The organism is Nocardia sp. CA-128927 (assembly GCF_050955855.1).
In the GTDB taxonomy this organism is placed as follows: Bacteria; Actinomycetota; Actinomycetes; order Mycobacteriales; family Mycobacteriaceae; genus Nocardia.
In genome coordinates this window covers 8,106,516-8,123,717 of the sequence record NZ_CP192087.1, presented here as the reverse complement: position 1 = coordinate 8,123,717, position 17,202 = coordinate 8,106,516, and the positions used below count along the sequence as shown (strand labels likewise).

The 17,202-nt window shown below is 67.4% G+C and carries 16 protein-coding genes; 9 read left to right on the top strand and 7 right to left on the bottom strand.

Annotated features, from left to right (window positions below; all coding sequences use genetic code 11):
• Positions 1-10 precede the first annotated feature (10 nt).
• From ACQPW1_RS37605 to ACQPW1_RS37595, 3 genes are all read left to right on the top strand, one after another.
• Complete coding sequence (locus ACQPW1_RS37605) at positions 11-802, top strand: enoyl-CoA hydratase-related protein (RefSeq protein ID WP_433657289.1); 792 nt, start codon at positions 11-13, stop codon at positions 800-802.
• 168 nt (positions 803-970) lie between these two features.
• Positions 971-1,990, top strand: coding sequence for a class I SAM-dependent methyltransferase (locus tag ACQPW1_RS37600; protein WP_433657288.1), 1,020 nt, complete (start codon positions 971-973; stop codon positions 1,988-1,990).
• Positions 1,990-3,267 carry a THUMP-like domain-containing protein gene (locus tag ACQPW1_RS37595; protein WP_433657286.1) on the top strand — a complete coding sequence of 426 codons (1,278 nt, stop codon included), beginning with the start codon at positions 1,990-1,992 and terminating at the stop codon, positions 3,265-3,267. The genes ACQPW1_RS37600 and ACQPW1_RS37595 overlap by 1 nt, the downstream gene beginning before the upstream one ends.
• A 105-nt stretch (positions 3,268-3,372) precedes the next feature.
• Here ACQPW1_RS37595 and ACQPW1_RS37590 read toward each other — a convergent pair whose 3' ends face one another.
• Both ACQPW1_RS37590 and ACQPW1_RS37585 read right to left on the bottom strand, forming a co-directional pair.
• A complete protein-coding gene (locus ACQPW1_RS37590; RefSeq protein WP_433657284.1) occupies positions 3,373-3,918 on the bottom strand; it encodes a DUF1697 domain-containing protein in 546 nt (181 codons plus the stop codon).
• A gap of 46 nt (positions 3,919-3,964) precedes the next feature.
• Entirely contained in the window at positions 3,965-4,711 is a 747-nt protein-coding gene (locus ACQPW1_RS37585) for an acyltransferase (protein ID WP_357377940.1), read from the bottom strand.
• 285 nt (positions 4,712-4,996) lie between these two features.
• Here ACQPW1_RS37585 and ACQPW1_RS37580 point away from each other — a divergent pair, with 285 nt between their 5' ends.
• Positions 4,997-6,337 (top strand): PQQ-binding-like beta-propeller repeat protein, encoded by a 1,341-nt coding sequence (locus ACQPW1_RS37580; RefSeq protein WP_433657282.1) that lies wholly within the window; start codon positions 4,997-4,999, stop codon positions 6,335-6,337.
• A gap of 204 nt (positions 6,338-6,541) precedes the next feature.
• On the opposite strand, the gene ACQPW1_RS37575 is transcribed toward ACQPW1_RS37580, so the two are convergent.
• From ACQPW1_RS37575 to ACQPW1_RS37560, 4 genes are all read right to left on the bottom strand, one after another.
• A complete protein-coding gene (locus tag ACQPW1_RS37575; protein ID WP_433657280.1) occupies positions 6,542-7,252 on the bottom strand; it encodes a hypothetical protein in 711 nt (236 codons plus the stop codon).
• Positions 7,253-7,845: 593 nt separating this feature from the next.
• Positions 7,846-9,099 carry a glycosyltransferase family 4 protein gene (locus ACQPW1_RS37570; protein ID WP_433657278.1) on the bottom strand — a complete coding sequence of 418 codons (1,254 nt, stop codon included), beginning with the start codon at positions 9,097-9,099 and terminating at the stop codon, positions 7,846-7,848.
• Entirely contained in the window at positions 9,096-10,676 is a 1,581-nt protein-coding gene (locus ACQPW1_RS37565; RefSeq protein WP_433657276.1) for a 1,4-alpha-glucan branching protein domain-containing protein, read from the bottom strand. Before ACQPW1_RS37565 ends, ACQPW1_RS37570 begins: the two co-directional genes overlap by 4 nt.
• A complete protein-coding gene (locus ACQPW1_RS37560; RefSeq protein WP_433657274.1) occupies positions 10,673-11,491 on the bottom strand; it encodes a class I SAM-dependent methyltransferase in 819 nt (272 codons plus the stop codon). Before ACQPW1_RS37560 ends, ACQPW1_RS37565 begins: the two co-directional genes overlap by 4 nt.
• A gap of 363 nt (positions 11,492-11,854) precedes the next feature.
• Between ACQPW1_RS37560 and ACQPW1_RS37555 the strand changes: the two genes are divergently transcribed.
• From ACQPW1_RS37555 to ACQPW1_RS37535, 5 genes are all read left to right on the top strand, one after another.
• On the top strand, positions 11,855-12,640 hold the full coding sequence (locus ACQPW1_RS37555) for an electron transfer flavoprotein subunit beta/FixA family protein (RefSeq protein ID WP_150405401.1): 786 nt from the start codon (positions 11,855-11,857) through the stop codon (positions 12,638-12,640).
• A gap of 30 nt (positions 12,641-12,670) precedes the next feature.
• Positions 12,671-13,627, top strand: a complete 957-nt coding sequence (locus ACQPW1_RS37550; protein ID WP_433657272.1) for an electron transfer flavoprotein subunit alpha/FixB family protein — start codon at positions 12,671-12,673, stop codon at positions 13,625-13,627.
• 118 nt (positions 13,628-13,745) lie between these two features.
• Entirely contained in the window at positions 13,746-14,366 is a 621-nt protein-coding gene (locus ACQPW1_RS37545; protein ID WP_433657270.1) for a PadR family transcriptional regulator, read from the top strand.
• A 56-nt stretch (positions 14,367-14,422) separates the two neighbouring features.
• Positions 14,423-15,430, top strand: a complete 1,008-nt coding sequence (locus tag ACQPW1_RS37540; RefSeq protein WP_433657268.1) for an ABC transporter ATP-binding protein — start codon at positions 14,423-14,425, stop codon at positions 15,428-15,430.
• Complete coding sequence (locus ACQPW1_RS37535; protein ID WP_433657266.1) at positions 15,427-16,188, top strand: ABC transporter permease; 762 nt, start codon at positions 15,427-15,429, stop codon at positions 16,186-16,188. The genes ACQPW1_RS37540 and ACQPW1_RS37535 overlap by 4 nt, the downstream gene beginning before the upstream one ends.
• 75 nt (positions 16,189-16,263) lie before the next feature.
• On the opposite strand, the gene ACQPW1_RS37530 is transcribed toward ACQPW1_RS37535, so the two are convergent.
• Entirely contained in the window at positions 16,264-17,121 is an 858-nt protein-coding gene (locus ACQPW1_RS37530; protein ID WP_433657265.1) for a LysR family transcriptional regulator, read from the bottom strand.
• Positions 17,122-17,202: the final 81 nt, after the last annotated feature.

The window sequence follows — 17,202 nt, the reverse complement described above, 5'->3', positions numbered from 1 at the left end:
GTGGCGTCCCATGGCCGAATTCGTGACCCTGGAGCTGCCCGCGCTGAAAGCCCTCCCGCCCGATACCGCGCGCCGCGTTGCCGTCCTCCGGATCGCCCGCCCGCCGATGAATCTGCTGAACGCGCAGCTGGTGCGGGAGCTGGCCGAGGCGGCCGATGCGGTCGCCACCGACCCGACGGTCGCCGCGGTCATGCTCTACGGCGACGAGCGCGTCTTCTCGGCGGGCGACGATCTGACCGAACTGGCCGGACTGAGCGAAGACCAGGCCCGCGCGATGGCGGCCGATCTGCAACGCGACCTCGGCTGCCTCGCTCGGCTGCCGCAGCCGACGGTCGCGGCGATCAGCGGCTACTGCCTCGGCGGCGGCCTCGAGCTCGCGCTCGGCGCGGATCGGCGGATCATCGGCGACAACGTCAAACTGGGCCTGCCGCAGATCAAGGCCGGGCTGATCCCGCTGGCCGGGATCCGGCGGCTGTCCCTGTTGATCGGGCCGGGACCGGCCAAGGACCTCGTCTACAGCGGCCGCTTCGTCGAGGCCGAGGAAGCTGGCACGCTGGGTCTGGTCGACGAGGTCGTCCCACCGGACGACGTCTACACCGCCGCGCTGAAGTGGGCCCGGCAGTTCACCGACGGCCCGGCTCGCGCGCTCGCCGCCGCGAAGGCGGTGTTCGAGGCGGGCCCGCACGGCCTGGACCGCGCACAGACCGAATGGTCTGATCTGTTCGCCACCGAAGACCGCCGCATCGGGACCGAGTCGTACCTGGCCGACGGTCCGGGATCGGCCGCCTTCGTCGGTCGCTGAGCCGGCTCGAAGGCGATCTTCGGGACCTGGTTTGTGCCGGTCTGAGCAGCGGTTTATCGAAGATCACCTGATGGGAACAGGTTGCTATCTGGCCAGCGGTCCAGCTGTGGCCGGAAACCATGGGCCGACAGCAGGCCGGATCCGCGTGTTTGGGTAGGCTTGGCCTCCATGACGGTACGTCCCGACGACCCCGCGCCTAACCCGCACGCCACCGAGGCAGAGGTCGAAGCAGCTCGCAAGGATACGAAGCTCGCCCAGGTGCTCTATCACGACTGGGAAGCCGAGACCTATGACGACAAATGGTCGATTTCCTACGACGAACGCTGCATCGAATATGCCCGCGGCCGGTTCGACGCGGCCGTCGGCCCCGCCCCACTGCCGTACGACCGCGCCCTCGAACTCGGCTGCGGCACCGGCTTCTTCCTGCTGAACCTGATGCAGGGTGGCGTGGCCAAGTCCGGCTCCGTCACCGACCTGTCGCCGGGCATGGTGAAGGTCGCCCTGCGCAACGCCGAGCACCTCGGTCTGGACGTCGACGGCCGAGTCGCCGACGCCGAGACCATCCCGTACGAGGACGACACCTTCGATCTCGTGTGCGGGCACGCGGTGCTGCACCACATCCCGGATGTCGAACTCGCGCTGAAGGAATGTCTGCGCGTGCTCAAGCCCGGCGGGCGCTTCGTCTTCGCGGGCGAGCCCACCACCGCGGGCAACTTCTACGCGCGTTGGCTCGGCCGGGCCACCTGGAAGGCCACCACCACCGTCACCAAGCTGCCGCAGCTGGCCGGGTGGCGGCGTCCGCAGACCGAGCTCGACGAGTCCTCGCGGGCCGCGGCGCTCGAGGCGGTCGTCGACCTGCACACGTTCGATCCGAGCGACCTGGAGCGGATGGCGAGCTCGGCCGGTGCGGTCGACGTCAAGGCGACCACCGAAGAGTTCGCGGCCGCGCTGTGGGGCTGGCCGGTGCGCACCTTCGAGGCGGCCGTGCCGGACGAGAAGCTCACCATGGGCTACCGGCTGGCCATGTACAAGGCGTGGCTGCGGCTGAGCTGGCTGGACGAGAACGTCATGCGCCGGGTGGTGCCGCGTCAGTTCTTCTACAACGCGATGATCACCGGCGTGAAGCCCAGGGGGATGGAAGGCGGCGGAGCCGGCGGGGCGGGTGAGTACAGCACGTCTGCCAAGTAGTGGGCTACGGCTTCAGTCGCGAGGATGTCGCCTTCCTCGGCAGTGCGGCGGGCATTGCCGCACTGACCGAGGTGGATCGGCTGGAGCTGACCCAGGCAACGCACCTGCGTGATCTGGAGCGGGTGCGCCGCGAACACGGTGCGTGGGCTGCCGCGCTCGTCGAAACGGTGCGGCTGCGGCGTAAGGCGGGTGCCAAGCTCGTCGACGCGGGGGACTGGTTGTTCACCGACGACGCCTTGCAACAGGCGACCCCGACGCTGGTCGCCCGGCAGCGGGCCGCCCGGTTGGCCGGGCGGGCGGTGCACGACGTGACCTGCTCGATCGGTGCCGAGCTCACCGAGCTGGCGCGGGTGTGCACCTTCGTGATCGGCAGCGACCTGGACGATGTGCGGTTGTCGATGGCCGCGCACAACCTTGCCGAAACACGTGTGCTCCTCGTAAGCGGGTCGAGTCGGATGGCGGATGCACACAGCGTGCCATCTCCTGAAACGTCCGAGCTTGCTGTCGCGCGTTGCGTGGAGCGCCCGCGAAACGTGTTGTTGGCCAAGGCGGATGCGCTCGTGCCGGTGAGTAGCGACACCGTAGTCATCGCCGATCCCGCGCGGCGAGCGGATGGTCGGCGTACCCATGACCCGGCCAAGCTGCAGCCGCCGCTGCCGGACCTGCTGGCCGCCTATCCCGGCCGCGATATCGCCGTAAAGTGCGCCCCCGGACTGGATTTCGACCGACTCGACTGGTCCGGTGAAGTCGAAGTGGTCTCCCTGGACGGCGCCGTCCGCGAAGCGTGTCTCTGGTCGGCCGGACTGACCGACCCGGCGGTCACTCGCCGCGCGACCGTATCATCCTCGGCCGGAACATCTTTCACCCTCACCGACGCTGAGCCTGACGAGATCCCCGAGCAGGAACCCGGTGACTGGATCATCGATCCGGACGGCGCCGTCGTCCGCGCCGGACTGGTCCGCCACTACGCCGCGAAACACGGCCTCTGGCAACTGGACCCACGCATCGCCTACCTCACCGGCAACACCGTCCCACCCGGAACCCGCGGCTTCCGCGTCATCGATCGCCTCGACTACCGCGAGAAAACCCTCCGCGCCGAACTCCGCCGCCACGACTGCGGCCCCCTGGAAATCCTGATCCGCGGCGTAGACGTAGACCCCGACAAACTCCGCCGCACCCTCAAACCCCAAGGCACCCAACCGTTCACCCTGGTGATCACCCGAATCGGCCGCACCCCGACGGCCTTCCTGTGCACCGCCGTAGCGGCCGCACGCTGATTCACCGCCCCCGTATCACCGCCGCGCACGGATTGTCCTCCTGCGCACGAATCAGCTGGCAATTTCATGCGCGCCACAACGAATCGTGCGCGGCAGCGACGATTCCTACTGCTCGATCTTCTTGACGACGCGCTGGACGGTGAGCCAGGTGCGGGTGGTGATGTCCTTGCCGTGGGTTTTCTCGAGCCAGCTCATGAAGTCCGGGGTCTTACCGGGTTCGCTGTTGTCGATTACCGCGAGGTAGGCGCTGCACGGCTTGTCGTAGCCGACGACTCGGGCCAGCGGATCGGGCTGGTCGGGCAGCTTGCGGGCGACCTTTTTGCGGTCCTTGAGGAACGTGGCGATGAGATAGGTGCCGCGGCCGTGGGCGAGGCCGGGGAACGGATCGGAGTCGAGCAGCGCTTGCAGCTCTTCATAACTGCGGATGATGGTGCCCCCGGCGATGCCGAGTTCCGCGTTGAGCGCCTGCTGAATCCGATCCTCGAGCTCGCTGACGTCGGTGTCCGCGCTCTGGAACACGATGTTGCCGCTCGCCAGCACCGACGCGACCTTCTCGAACCCGAGCTTCTCGAACACGCCGCGCAACTTCTCGTTGCTCATGTTCGGGTTGCTCGGCGCGATCCCTCGCAACAGTGCGGCATAGCGATTCATATCGGGGAACCTACCGAAGTCCCCCGACAGATGCCGCGACCTGATGCTATGCCGTCTTCGCGCCGTTCTTCTTGCGTTCGATGTCCTCCAGCGCCGCAAGGTATTTCGCGCGCTCCTCGGCGCTCGCCTCCCAGGCGGCCTTGCGGTTCTTCACTACCTTGGCGGGCGCGCCGACCGCGATGCTGTAGTCCGGGATCTCGCCCTTGACGACGGCGTGCGCGCCGAGCACACAGCCGCGGCCGACCCTGGTCTCGCGCAGCACCGTGACCTTGGCGGCGATCCACGTGTCGGGACCGATCCGGACGGGGCTCTTCACGATGCCCTGATCCTTGATCGGCAGCGTGATGTCGTCCATCTTGTGGTCGAAGTCGCAGATGTAGCACCAGTCGGCAACCAGGGTGGATTCACCGATCTCGATGTCGAGGTAGGTGTTGACGACGTTGTCCTTGCCGAACACCACCTTGTCGCCGATGCGCAGCGACCCCTCGTGGCAGCGGATGGCGTTGCCGTCGCCGATGTGCACCCAGCGGCCGATCTCCATCCGGCCCAGCTCGGGGGTCGCGTGGACCTCCACCCGCTTGCCGAGAAAGACCATGCCGCGCAACACGATGTGCGGGTTGGCCAGCCGGAACTTGAGCAGCCGGTAGTAGCGCACCAGGTACCAGGGCGTGTAGGCCCGGTTCGCGAGCACCCAGCGCAGCGACGCCACGGTCAGAAAGCGCGCCTGCTGCGGATCCCGGCGGCGCGATCCCCGCCAGCGCGAGCGCAACGGTGCGCCCCACATGCTCGTCACGAACGGTTCTCCTGTCGTGGTCCAACGGCTCGTCGCCACCCCGGCGGCGACGGGTAGAGCATAACGGGCGCGCTCGGACGCGATCCGCGCACGAGGGTGACGGTCACGCGCGAACCACAACGGCAGGACTCGTACACTCGCGCGAACCCCTCCCGTACAGTGACTGCTGCGCCGCGGGCGGCGCCCCCGAATCCACACGCGTACACCCGAACCGGGTCGCTCCAGAGCTGTGGGTCGGCACGCTTTAGTCTCGTGCGAGCGGAAACGACGACAGGAGTGCAGCAGGTGCGAAGTGGCGTACTGGCTAGTTCCATGTGGCGACCGTCCCGGCTGCGGGTAGTTGCGTCGCTGGCCGCGGTCGGTGCGCTGGCTTTGACGGGCTGCGGCACCGACGTCGACGACATCGCGGTCGGCCCCGGTAAGGGCTGGCCCGCCGCGTATCACGACGGCCGCAACGGTGGCAGCAGCCCGGTGGTCGGCGCCAAGAAGATCGCGTTGAGCTGGTCGCGCCCGATCGGCGGGCCGGTCGCCGAGCCGGTCACCATCGGCCCCGAGGGCCAGATGTTCCTCACCACGAACACGCCGAGCTGCACCCTCTACTCCTTCCAGATGGCCACCGGGCGCAAACGTTTCTGCAGCGGGCTCGGTCCGACCGCGATCGCGACGCCGTCGGTGGTGGACGGCATGACGAATGTCTACGTCGGCGACGACAAGGACAACGTCGGCGCGGTGATCTCGTTCAACTACCTCGGTCAGCCGCGGTGGCGCACCACGGTGGCCGGCGCGCCGGTCTCGACACAGTTCACCGGCGACGGAAACCTGTTGACGGTCACCCAATCCGGTCAGGTCGACGTGCTGTCCCGGCAGACCGGCCAGCGCGTCGTCTCCACGCTGCAGCTGCTCGGTCAGCCGGACTTCCTGGACAACCCGAACCTCACCTGGCCGGCCGCCGGTCAGGGCCTCGACGAGTGCCACGTCGGCGAACCGCAGTGCCCGGTCGCGAACATCTCGGCCCTGGACACCAAGACCGGACGCTTCTTCGTCACGGTATGGAAGCCGGGCAAGCCGACCGCCGCACTCGTCGCACTCCGCTACGCGGACAACAAGATCCAGCAGGAGTGGAGCGCGGACCTGCTGTTCGGCGGCAGCGCCACCAGCCCGACCCTCTCGCCCGACGGCAAGACCGTCTACGTGGGCGACAACACCAATCGGCTGATCGCCGTCGACACCGCCGACGGGCGCACCAAATGGGTGCAGCCGCTGGAATGGACGCCGCGCGGCGGCATTTCGGTGTCCAGCGACGGCACGATCATCCCGTCCGGCGACGACGGCTACCTGCTCGCGCTGCGCGACAAGGGTGACGCGCCGGAAATCGCTTGGGAGCGTAAGGACCTCGACCTGCGCGGCACCCCGGTGCAGACCGCGGGCGGCACCGGTTACACCGCCGCCGCGATCGGTGAGGGCCTGAATCTCATCACGTTCGACACCAAGACCGGCACCACCATAGACTCCGATGTCCTGCCCGGTGCGCAAGGCAGCACGACCGGTACCTCGGTCGGCGCGCAGGGTGAAGTGATCGTCGCGACCCGTATCGGCGAGCTGTTCGTCTTCAAGCCCGAGCGCTGACGCGGCAGCTGACAATCCGGCCCCGGAATGGCCGTGCGCATGCATTGGGACGGCGCGCACGAATTCGCCAACGATTTCGTGTGCGTCGGGCTAATCGGTGCGCGGCATGCGGATGACCGAGCCGAGAGGGTGCGGGCGATGGGCTGCGCGGGCGGCTGCGCGCCGGAATCGGGCTTCGAGGGTGGTGGGAGGGTCTAGATCGGGCTAGGTCCAGCGGACGACTTCCCAGCCGAGGTCGCGGAGGTGATCCTCGCGCAGTTTCTCGCGATAGAGCGCTTCTGCGGGGTTTCCATCTGGGGTCAGCTCTCCGCCGTACTTCACCTTGCCGTCGAATTCGCCGATGATGCCCAGCTCTTCGAAGCAGAAGTCGACACGCGCGACGAAGCTACCGGCGTCGTTCAGGATCGTCGTTTGGAGTTCCGGAATAGGCAGGCCGAGATCATCGAGGACGACTCGACTGCGGGACTCGCCGATGCTTTCGCTGCGCCTGTCGAACATTCCGATCGCGCGCAACGCGGCACGGTAGCCGGGACGTCCTGCTGCGTAAGTTATTGCGTTGCAGAAGGTTTCGCGAGCTAGTCCGAGCTGTCGCGCCGCTGCATCGCCGATCGCCACAGTCTGTTGCAATCCGACGGTTCGTGCGATGTCGGCAATGGTGCGCGCTGGTGACAGAACGAGCAGTGACCCGACCGCGATGACGTCCTCGTCCCGGAACGGAGCGCAATGCAGGTGCAGGTGCTTACCGCGGTGTCCGCCGCTGCTGCGGTGCCGCGTTATATGCACCTTATCGAGCGGCATTCCCCACAGCGGTAACCCGTGGACGGCAGCTGCAGATTGGTGGCTGATCACGGCCGACGCCGACAGGTGCCCTGCTGTCGCATGAACGAGCACGTTGTAACGCGCTTCCCGATCCATCGCCTCGTATGACTCGGCCTCCAGATATGAGCCCGGCCGTATCCGTAGCGAACCGTGCTGAGCAGTCAATCTCCGCAACTCGCCGTCGCTGAACCCCTTCGCCAACGCGTCACGTCGCTGTATCGGCATCGTCTCCATCCGCCCATCGTGGCCTCCCACCCGCCGCCGAGCGCCCAGAAAACCACCCCCTGTGGACAACCACCCATCTGTGGATAACGTTGCCCCGCGCACGTTTTGGCGTCGCGCGCACGCAATAGCCAGCAATTGGGTTTGCGCGACTCTAAAACGTGCGCGGCACCAGCTCGACGCGGCGGCACGTCCGCTGTGGAACGGTTCGTAAACGTTGGACAGCGATCGCGCGGCGGTATCCGTCCGCTGCGCATGGATTGTTCCGCCGCGTACGTTTTTGCTGGCAATTTCGTGCGCGGCAGGCTGGAACGTGCGCAGCGTCGGTGGAGGCGGTGGGCTCCGTTGCATGCGGCGTTGTCTGTTCGCTGCGCATGGATTGTTCTGCTGCGTACGTTTTTGCTGGCAGTTTCGTGCGCGGCGGGATGGGGCGTGCGCGGCATCGGTACCCACTGCGGCGGGGGCGACTACTTCGGATCGCGCTCGGGGAGTGGGCGTTCGATGATGGTCGGGCGGCCGAGCGGATTGCGGACGCGGCGTTTGGCGGAGTGGTAGACCTGCGCGGTTTCGGCGGCCACCACGTCCCAGGCGAAATCGGCGGTGAGGCGTTCGCGGGCGGCGTAGGCGCGGTCCTGCGCGGCGACGGGGTCGTCGAGGGTGGCGCGGGCCGCTTCGACCAGTCCGTCGACGTCGGCGGGGGCGAACGAGGCGCCGGTGACTCCGTCGATGACCGCCTCACCGAGTCCGCCTGCGGTCGAGGTGATCAGCGGGGTGCCCGCGGCGGCCGCTTCGAGCGCGACGATGCCGAACGGTTCGTAGCGGCTCGGCAGCACGATGGCGTCGGCGCCGTGCAGCCAGCTGAGCAGCTGGGAGTGGTCGAGTTGTCCGGCGAAATGCACCGCGCGAGCCACCCGGTGCACCCGAGCACGCTCACGCAACCACTCGAACTGGGTGCCGATGCCCGCGATGGTCAGCGTGGTGCCGGGGTGCGCGCGGCGGATCCGCGGTAGCGCGGCGATCGCGTCCTGCACGCCCTTCTCGTATTCGAGCCTGCCGACATACAGCAGCCGCGGCGGTCCGGTGCGCGGCGAGCGCGGCCGAAATGTCCAGGCGCCCACGTCGATTCCGTTGCGGATCACCGTCATCGGCACCCGCTCCGGGCCGTAGAGGCGTTCCACTTCGTCCTGCATCGAGGCCGAGCAGGTGACCAGCGCATCGGATTCGTTGGCCAGCCACCACTCGACGGAATGCACCTGCCGGTTGACCTTGCCCGCGACCCAGCCGCTGTGCCGTCCGGCCTCGGTGGCGTGAATGGTCGACACCAGCGGTACGTCGTAGTACTCGGCCAGCGCGATACCCGGGTGCGCGACCAGCCAGTCGTGCGCGTGCACCACGTCGGGCGCCCAGCCGTCACCGATGCCCGGCTTGCCGAGCGCGATACCGGCGCGCACCATCGCGTGCCCCATGGCCAGCGTCCAGGCGAGCATGTCCTCGCCGAAATCGAAGGCGGGCGGATCCTCCGCGACCGCGACCACCAGCACACCCTCCGCGATGAAGGAATGGGTGGGATGGGTCGAGGAGTCGGTGCCGGAGGGGCGGCGTGCCAGCACGACCACCTCGTGGCCCGCCACGGCCAGCTCGGTCGCCAGGTGATGCACATGTCTGCCCAACCCGCCGACCACAACCGGCGGGTATTCCCACGACACCATCAAAATCTTCATGCATGTCCTTCTGCGCTGGACGCGGCGTGCTCGGCAGCACCGGCGAAGCTTCCTCCGGACCCCGCGCTCCCGAGTCGTCGCGCGTCCACACCGGGGAAGAGTCCGTCAGCTGACCCCCATCCTGCCGCCAACTGCTGTGCTTTCGCGAGTTGACCCGCTCCGACCGCGGCCGCGATCTCCCGCACGGCGTGCGCGTGCTGGTGCGCGCGGTCGCGTGCGTAGCCCGCCGCGGAGTCCTTGCTGACCATGAACGCCCAGTCGCTGGACACGGTCAGGATGGCCTCGCGCAGCAACTGGTCGGCGACGTTGTCGCGCAGCGCCGGACCACCGTCGGCGGCGCGCATCTTGTCGACCGTGTCGAGCGTGAGCCGCACGATGTCGTCGTTGAGTTCGACCAGGTCACGCACCTGATCCCCGGCCCAGACCCGCCAGTCCTTGCCGGAACCCCAGGACGAATCGGCCAGCGGCACCGGCTCCCCGACGAACCCGCGTTCCCGCGCGTCGGCCAACGTGCCGAGGGTGACGCCCGCTTCGGGCAGTGCGCGCAACACCTGGGCCAACCACCGCGGCCCCTCGTGCCACCAGTGACCGAACAGTTCGGTGTCGAATGCGGCGACGACCAGCGCGGGCCGCCCGATCCGCGCGGATTCGCTGATCAGTCGCTCGCGCACCGTTTGCACGAAGTCGTCGACGTCGCGGCCGATCGCCGCGGCCGCGAGTTCCGGGTCGTACGGGGCCTTGTCCGGACCGGCCACGGTCTTGCCGGTGACCCGGGACGGCTTGAGACCCGTCGCGTGGTCATAGTGATGAAAGTCACGGTAGGCACTCTGGCCCGGGTAGCCCGATTTCGGCGACCAGACCCGATAGCTCACCTGGAGATCACGCCCGAACGCGACCACCTCGGACTCGCGGACCGGCCGCCCCAGGGTCGTGTCGCCGCGGAGCGCGGGACCGTCGACCATGAAATGGGTCACACCGGCCGCGTCGTAGCCGACCTCCATGCCCGGCGTGTAGCCACATTCCGGCGCCCAGATGCCGGTGGGCGTGTGACCCCAGCGATGTCGCGCGTCGCTCAGCCCCTCGGTGAGCTGGAACTGGCGCAGTCGCGGATCGAGCAGCGGCTGGAACGGATGGGCGAGCGGCCCGCCGAGTAGTTCGATCGTGTCGGCGTCGATGAGCTCACGCCAGACCGGGGCGGCGCCGTGTCGCCAGCGCTCTTCGAAGTCCGCCAAAGCCGCTGTGGCCAAACGATGTTCGTGCCTGCCGAGCGCGTCATTGCCTGCCATCGAAGCCTCGTCGGCGCGCAGCTGCCAGTTGCCGAGCCAGTGGTGCATGCCGGACAGGCAGTGCGGGTCGTCCAGCTGAGCCGCGAGCACCGGCGTGATGCCGAGGCTAAGCAGATGTGAACGTCCTTCGGCGGCAAGCGTTCTCAGTACCTCGGCGACCGGAAGGTAAGAGGCGGCCCAGGATTGGTAGAGCCATTCCTCGCCGACCGGCCACCGGCCGTGGTGTGCCAGCCACGGCAGATGGGAGTGCAGGACCAGAGTGAACTGCCCGGGAACAGCCTCGTCGGTCAAGGCTTCACCGCGATGGCGACCAGATCGAGGCTCGCGTCGATGTCCTCGGCGATCAGCGCGAAGTCGTCGATGGTGACGGCCGCGACGTCGGCGGTGAGGTCGGCGGGCCACGGTTCACCGGCCAGCGCCCGCTCGATCTGCGCGTCGATGAACGACCCACCGTGCTTGGCGTCCAACGCTTTCAGGCTCGCGGCGTGGTGTACGCCGGTCATCTGCGCGACCTCGAAGCCCGCGTCGACCAGCAGCTCGGTGAGCTCGGCGGCGTTCAGTTCGCGGGTGTGGAACGGGTTGAGCGGGGTGTCGCGACCGGGCGAGAAGGTGATCCGGTTCGGCGTGCTGATCAGCAGTTCGCCGCCGGGCCGCAGCACCCGCAGGCACTCCCGGAGGAACTGGCCCTGATCCCAAAGATGTTCGATCACTTGGAAGTTCACCACGACGTCGACCGACGCGTCGTCGAGCGGCAGCGCGGCGAGGTTGCCCTGGATCATCTCCACCCGCGGGTACCGGGCGCGTACGTGCTCGACCGCGCCGGTGTCGTAGTCGACGCCGGTGACCTTGCTGGCCACCGAGGCGATCATGTCCGCGCCGTAGCCTTCGCCGGATCCGGCCTCCAGCACGGTTTTTCCGGCGCAGCGGTCGAGCAGGCGGGCGTAGGCGATCTCGTGTCTGCGGAACCAGTAGTTCTCCTCGGCAATGCCGGGGACGGTCCGTTCGCCGGTCAACGGCAGCGGTTCGACGGCGCCGACGGTCGTCTCCGGGGCGCCGGTCAGGCCCGTCGGGTCGTCCACTGCGGCAGGGATCACAGCCTCGCTCATGACTCCACCTCGCTGGCGCTCGGTTCCGTCACGAGCGAGTGCTCGGCTGTGCTCATTGCTCGCTCGCTTCGCTCGCTCATGCGTTCCGACGTTACTGGCACTGAGTGTTTGCGGGATACCCGCACCCGGTCACCGAGACGGCCCTACCCAGTCACGATGGACCGTTCGGCGGGGGTCGCGCGGCAGGGCTCCAGCCCGGCACGATATCGCTGGGTCTGGCGTTATGAGAGAGAAGCGGCTAAGTTACCCACAGGTAACTTAACGTAGGGTAGTGTCACGCCCTGAGCTACTCACACGGACGTACGGCGCCGCCTGTGCGACCACTCCATACGTGTAACCAGAACAGGAGGTCGACGAAGACCGATGCCGAACATCGTCGTACTCATCAAGCAGGTTCCCGACACCTGGTCCGAGCGCAAGCTGACCGATGGTGACTACACCCTCGATCGCGAAGCCGCCGACGCCGTCCTCGACGAGATCAACGAGCGCGCTGTCGAAGAAGCGCTGCTGATCAAGGAGGCCCAGGGCGGCGAGGTCACTGTGCTGGCCGCCGGTCCGGACCGGGCCACCGAGGCCATCCGCAAGGCGCTGTCCATGGGCGCCGACAAGGCCATCCACATCAACGACCCGGCGATCCACGGCTCCGACGCCGTGCAGACCGCCTGGGTGCTGGCGAGCGCGCTCGGCCAGGTCGAGGGTGTCGAGCTGGTCATCGCGGGCAACGAGGCGACCGACGGTCGCGCCGGTGCGGTGCCCGCCATCATCGCCGAGTACCTCGGCCTGCCGCAGCTCACGCACCTGCGCAAGCTCACCATCGACGGCGACAAGGTCACCGGCGAGCGGGAGACCGACGACGGCGTCTTCAAGCTGGAGGCCACCCTCCCGGCCATCGTCAGCGTGACCGAGAAGATCAACGAGCCGCGCTTCCCCTCCTTCAAGGGCATCATGGCCGCGAAGAAGAAGGAAGTGCAGACCTTCACGCTGGCCGATCTGGGCGTCGACCCGTCGACCGTCGGTGTCGCGAACGCGGGCACCACTGTCACCGGAGCCACCCCGAAGCCGCCGCGCACCGCGGGCGAGAAGATCGCGGACGAAGGCGACGGCGGTACCAAGATCGCCCAGTACCTCGTCGGTCAGAAGATCATCTGATCCTGCCGATCTGCTTAGGAGAGAACACAAATGGCTGAAGTACTTGTGCTCATCGAGCACGCAGACGGTGCGATCAAGAAGGTCAGCACCGAGCTCCTGACCGCCGCCCGCAACCTGGGCGAGCCGGCCGCCGTGGTGCTCGGCACCGCGGGCACCGGCGAGAAGCTGGCCGACGCGCTCGCCGCGGCGGGCGCGGAGAAGATCTACATCGCCGAATCCGACGACGTGGAGAACTACCTGCTCACCCCGAAGATCGACGTGCTCGCCGCGCTGACCGAGCAGGTCTCCCCGGCTGCCGTCATCGTCGCCGCCTCGGCCGAAGGCAAGGAGGTGTCGGGCCGCCTCGCCGCCCGCATCGGCTCCGGCCTGCTGATCGACGTGATCGACGTGAAGTCCGACGGCACCGCCGTGCACTCCATCTTCGGTGGCGCGTTCACCGTCGACGCCAAGGCCACCGGCGACGTGCCGGTGATCTCGGTGCGCCCGGGTGCCATCGAGGCGTCCGCGCAGGCCGGTGCCGGCGAGAAGGTCACCGTCGAGGTGCCCGCGCAGGAAGACGGCATCGTCAAGGTGACCGCGCGCGAGCCGATCGTCGGTGGTGACCGTCCGGAGCTCACCGAGGCGAACATCGTCGTCTCCGGTGGTCGTGGCGTCGGTTCGGCCGAGAAGTTCTCGGTCGTCGAGGAACTCGCCGACTCGCTCGGTGCCGCCGTCGGCGCCTCGCGTGCCGCCGTCGACTCGGGCTACTACCCGGGCCAGTTCCAGGTCGGCCAGACCGGTAAGACGGTCTCGCCGCAGCTCTACATCGCCCTCGGCATCTCCGGCGCCATCCAGCACCGGGCAGGCATGCAGACCTCGAAGACCATCGTCGCGGTCAACAAGGACGAAGAGGCCCCGATCTTCGAGATCGCGGACTACGGCATTGTCGGCGACCTGTTCAACGTCGCCCCGCAGCTGACCGAAGCGGTCAAGTCGCACAAGGGCTGATACCAGCTCAGCTCGATCGAACGGCCCCGGGTACCCACCCGGGGCCGTTCGCGTTTTCGGAACCGGCTGTGCGGGAAGGTGATCCGGTGGGCTGCCATAGGTGCGATAACCTGCGAGTATGGCTGTTCCTACTACCCGGATGCTGGTGCTCGCGATCGTCCGGTTGCTGCAACCGGTGCACGGTTACGACGTTCGGCGTGAGCTGCTGTCCTGGCATGCCGACGATTGGGCGAATGTGAAGCCGGGGTCGATCTACGGTGCGCTGAATACCTTGCAGCGCGACGGACTGATCGCGATCGAGGGGGTCGCGCAGGACGGGGCCCGTCCGGAGCGGACCACGTATCGGCTCACCACCGAGGGGGAGAAGGAGTTCGGCGAGATGCTGCGTGAGTCGTTGTTCTCCGCGGAGCAGCCGAAGAATCCGTACTTCGCCGCGGTCGCGCTCTTTCCGGCGGCGCCACGCGATGAGGTCATCGCCGCGTTGAACAGCCGGATTCTCAAGTTCGAGGCCGAGCTGGTCTTCACCGAGCGGGAGGTGGACCGGATCTTGGCTGGCAGCGGCGATCCCGCGGAGGCCGTGCCGCACCACGTGGCCGATGCGAGGCGCCTGTCCGCCGACCACATCCGGGCGGATCTGAACTGGTCGCGAAAGACGTTGGAGCGCATCGAAACCGGCGAACTCGATGTCTGGGGTGGTGGGAACAGCGCGATGAACACCTGGGAACCACCGATGTCATGATCAAGCCTGAATAGTAAAGCTTGACTATTGGGTCGATCGTTCCTACCGTAAGCGGTGTGGAAACGATCGACACCGTTCGTGGCCGCACACGTACCGCGGTCATCGAGGTGCGTGGGCTTGCCCGAACCTTCAAAACCAGAACCGGTCCCGTCGAGGCGGTCAAGGGGGTCGATTTCGCCGTGCACGACGGCGAAATCCTCGGTCTCCTAGGCCCTAACGGCGCGGGCAAGACAACTACCCTGCGGATGATCAGCACGCTGATCGCGCCGACCGCGGGCGAGGCGACCATCGCGGGCGCCGATCTACGCACCGAGGCGCGGACCGTGCGTTCGCGGATCGGGTATGTCGCGCAGGGCGGCATGACCAACGACCCCGAACTCGTCATCGACGAATTGATCTTGCAGGCAAGGCTTTTCGGGCTCAGCAAGGCGCAGGCCATGCGCAATGCCGAAGAGCTGATGGCGGCGCTGGACCTGGACGGGCTGGGTGGGCGTAAGTGCGCCCAGCTGTCCGGTGGTCAGCGGCGGCGCGTCGATATCGCGCTCGGTCTCATGCACGGTCCGAAACTGATCTACCTCGACGAGCCGACCAGCGGCCTGGATCCGCAGAGCCGGGCCAACCTGTGGGAACACATTCGCGGACTGCGGGATCGGGGCACCACGGTCGTGCTCACCACCCACTACCTCGAAGAGGCCGACGCGCTCTGTGATCGGTTGCTGGTCATGGACCACGGCGTCGTCGTCGCCGAGGGCTCACCCGACGAACTCAAGCGTCGCATCTCCGGTGATGTGGTCAGCCTCGAAATCGCCGACGAGCAAGCCGATCTCGCGTTGCAGGTGGCCGAGGCGGTACTCGACGTGCGGTCGGGCGTCCGTGCCGAGGACGCGGGCACCACCGTGGTGCACCTGACAGTCGAGCGCGGTGACGCCGCTGTCGTGCCGCTGCTGCGGGCGCTGGACGAGCGGGGGATCGCGGCGGGCGCGATCACCGTCAAACGGCCGAGCCTAGACGATGTCTTCCTCACTATCACCGGACGTTCACTGCGCGAAGGGAATCGGTCATGAGGTTCGCCCACGACACCGGACTGATCTTCTGGTCCCAACTGCGGAGCAACCTGCGCAATCCCATGTGGGTGATGATCGGGCTGTCCCAGCCGATTCTGTATCTGGTGCTGTTCGGTCCGTTGATCAAAGGGATCGCGCCCTCGCTCGGTACCGACGTCGACCCCTGGAAGATCCTCACACCGGCATTGGTCATCCAGACCGGCTTGATGGGGTCGTTGTATGCCGGATTCGCCACCATCTCGGAGCTGCGTTCGGGTGTCATTGAACGGCAACGAGTTACGCCCGCGGATCGAGGTGCGCTGTTGCTCGGCCGGGTACTCAAGGACATGGCCGTGCTGATCGTGCAGGCCTTGGTCCTGGTCGGAGTCGCGGTCCTGGCGTTCGGATTGCGGCCGGACCCACTGGGTTTGGTGCTGTCGGTGCTGCTGATCGCGGTGATGGCCGCCGGTCTCGCGGCCGCGTCCTACGCGCTGGGGCTCTGGGCCAGGGAGGAGGGCACGCTCGCCTCCGTGCTCAACACGCTGACGCTGCCGATCATGCTGCTGTCCGGCATCCTGCTGCCGATGACCGTCGGGCCGGATTGGTTGCAGTACATCGCGAAGGCGAATCCGTTCTCGCACACCGTCGATGCCGCACGCGCGCTGTTCCGCGGCGACTTCGGCAGCACCGATGTCTACCTGGGCACCGGCGTTACCGTGGCAGTTGCTTTGGTACTCATGGTGATGGGTGCCCGCAGCTTCGCCCGAGAGAACGCCTGAGTGAAACCCGCTCGTGCACTGAAGGATTCATAGCGAACGACCCCGAGTCCAGACTCGGGGTCGTTCGCCGGTCGATCAGGGGCGGTGCAGCCCGGCGAGCAGCGTGGTGAGGATGGGGGAGCGACGGACATCGCTGCGTAGCACCGCGGAGACCGGGATGCGCAGCTTCTGGTCGGCCAGTTTCAGGACGACCAGGCCCTCGGTGGAGCTTTCGGCGTAGAGCACGGTCCACGCGTCGGGCCGGTTGATCAGCTCGAGGGTCGCGGTGTGATCGGGCGGAATCGGCGGCCCGAAGGTCGGCCCGGTGGGCAGCTCGGCGAACGCGGACCGAATCACGGTGTGCAGCAACACCTGTTCCTGCTCCGGCGGCAGCAGCAGCGGATGACGGCTCAGATCCGAGAGTGTCACCGTCTCCCTGGTGGCCAGCGGATGCGCGCTCGAGGTGGCGATCACCAGATCCTCGACCCACAGCTGCTCGACCTCCAGGCCCGGCTGGTCGACGCTGCCGCGGATGAGCGCGAGATCGCAGTCGCCGTCGGCCACCGCGGTGATTCGCTGCCGGAACGGCTTGATCACGAACTCGATCTCCGCCTCGGGGTGCGTCGCGCGGGCGCCCGCGATCGCGGACAGCGATCGCGTCGCGAAGGACATGTTCGCGGCGAGCCGGATGCGTGGGCCGACGGTCCGCACCGCGGCCCGGATCGCCGACTCGAGGCTCAGCATCTGTTTCGCAAGGGGAAGTAGCCGTGCGGTGGCGTCGGTGGCCACCACTGATCTTGTCGAGCGTTCGAACAACTGCACGCCGAGATCGCGCTCGAGCCGGGAGATCTGATGGCTGATCGCCGACTGTGAGATAAAGCACCTCGCGGCCGCTCCGCTGAAGCTGAGCTCCTCGCAGACGGCCACGAAGTAGGTGAGCTGCCGAAGTTCCACAGCGCCTCCGATTAATGACGGATCGAGATAAGAGTCATCTGAATTATGCGCCCTAACTCCTGAAATATCTTCGTTCCCGAT

Bases quoted from the DNA above. Each gene is read 5' to 3' on its own strand.
- ACQPW1_RS37605 (WP_433657289.1), top strand. From the start codon at position 11: ATGGCCGAATTCGTGACCCTGGAGCTGCCCGCGCTGAAAGCCCTCCCG.
- ACQPW1_RS37600 (WP_433657288.1), top strand. From the start codon at position 971: ATGACGGTACGTCCCGACGACCCCGCGCCTAACCCGCACGCCACCGAG.
- ACQPW1_RS37590 (WP_433657284.1), bottom strand. From the start codon at position 3,918: ATGAATCGCTATGCCGCACTGTTGCGAGGGATCGCGCCGAGCAACCCG.
- ACQPW1_RS37575 (WP_433657280.1), bottom strand. From the start codon at position 7,252: ATGGATCGGGAAGCGCGTTACAACGTGCTCGTTCATGCGACAGCAGGG.
- ACQPW1_RS37570 (WP_433657278.1), bottom strand. From the start codon at position 9,099: ATGAAGATTTTGATGGTGTCGTGGGAATACCCGCCGGTTGTGGTCGGC.
- ACQPW1_RS37560 (WP_433657274.1), bottom strand. From the start codon at position 11,491: ATGAGCGAGGCTGTGATCCCTGCCGCAGTGGACGACCCGACGGGCCTG.
- ACQPW1_RS37555 (WP_150405401.1), top strand. From the start codon at position 11,855: ATGCCGAACATCGTCGTACTCATCAAGCAGGTTCCCGACACCTGGTCC.
- ACQPW1_RS37550 (WP_433657272.1), top strand. From the start codon at position 12,671: ATGGCTGAAGTACTTGTGCTCATCGAGCACGCAGACGGTGCGATCAAG.
- ACQPW1_RS37545 (WP_433657270.1), top strand. From the start codon at position 13,746: ATGGCTGTTCCTACTACCCGGATGCTGGTGCTCGCGATCGTCCGGTTG.
- ACQPW1_RS37535 (WP_433657266.1), top strand. From the start codon at position 15,427: ATGAGGTTCGCCCACGACACCGGACTGATCTTCTGGTCCCAACTGCGG.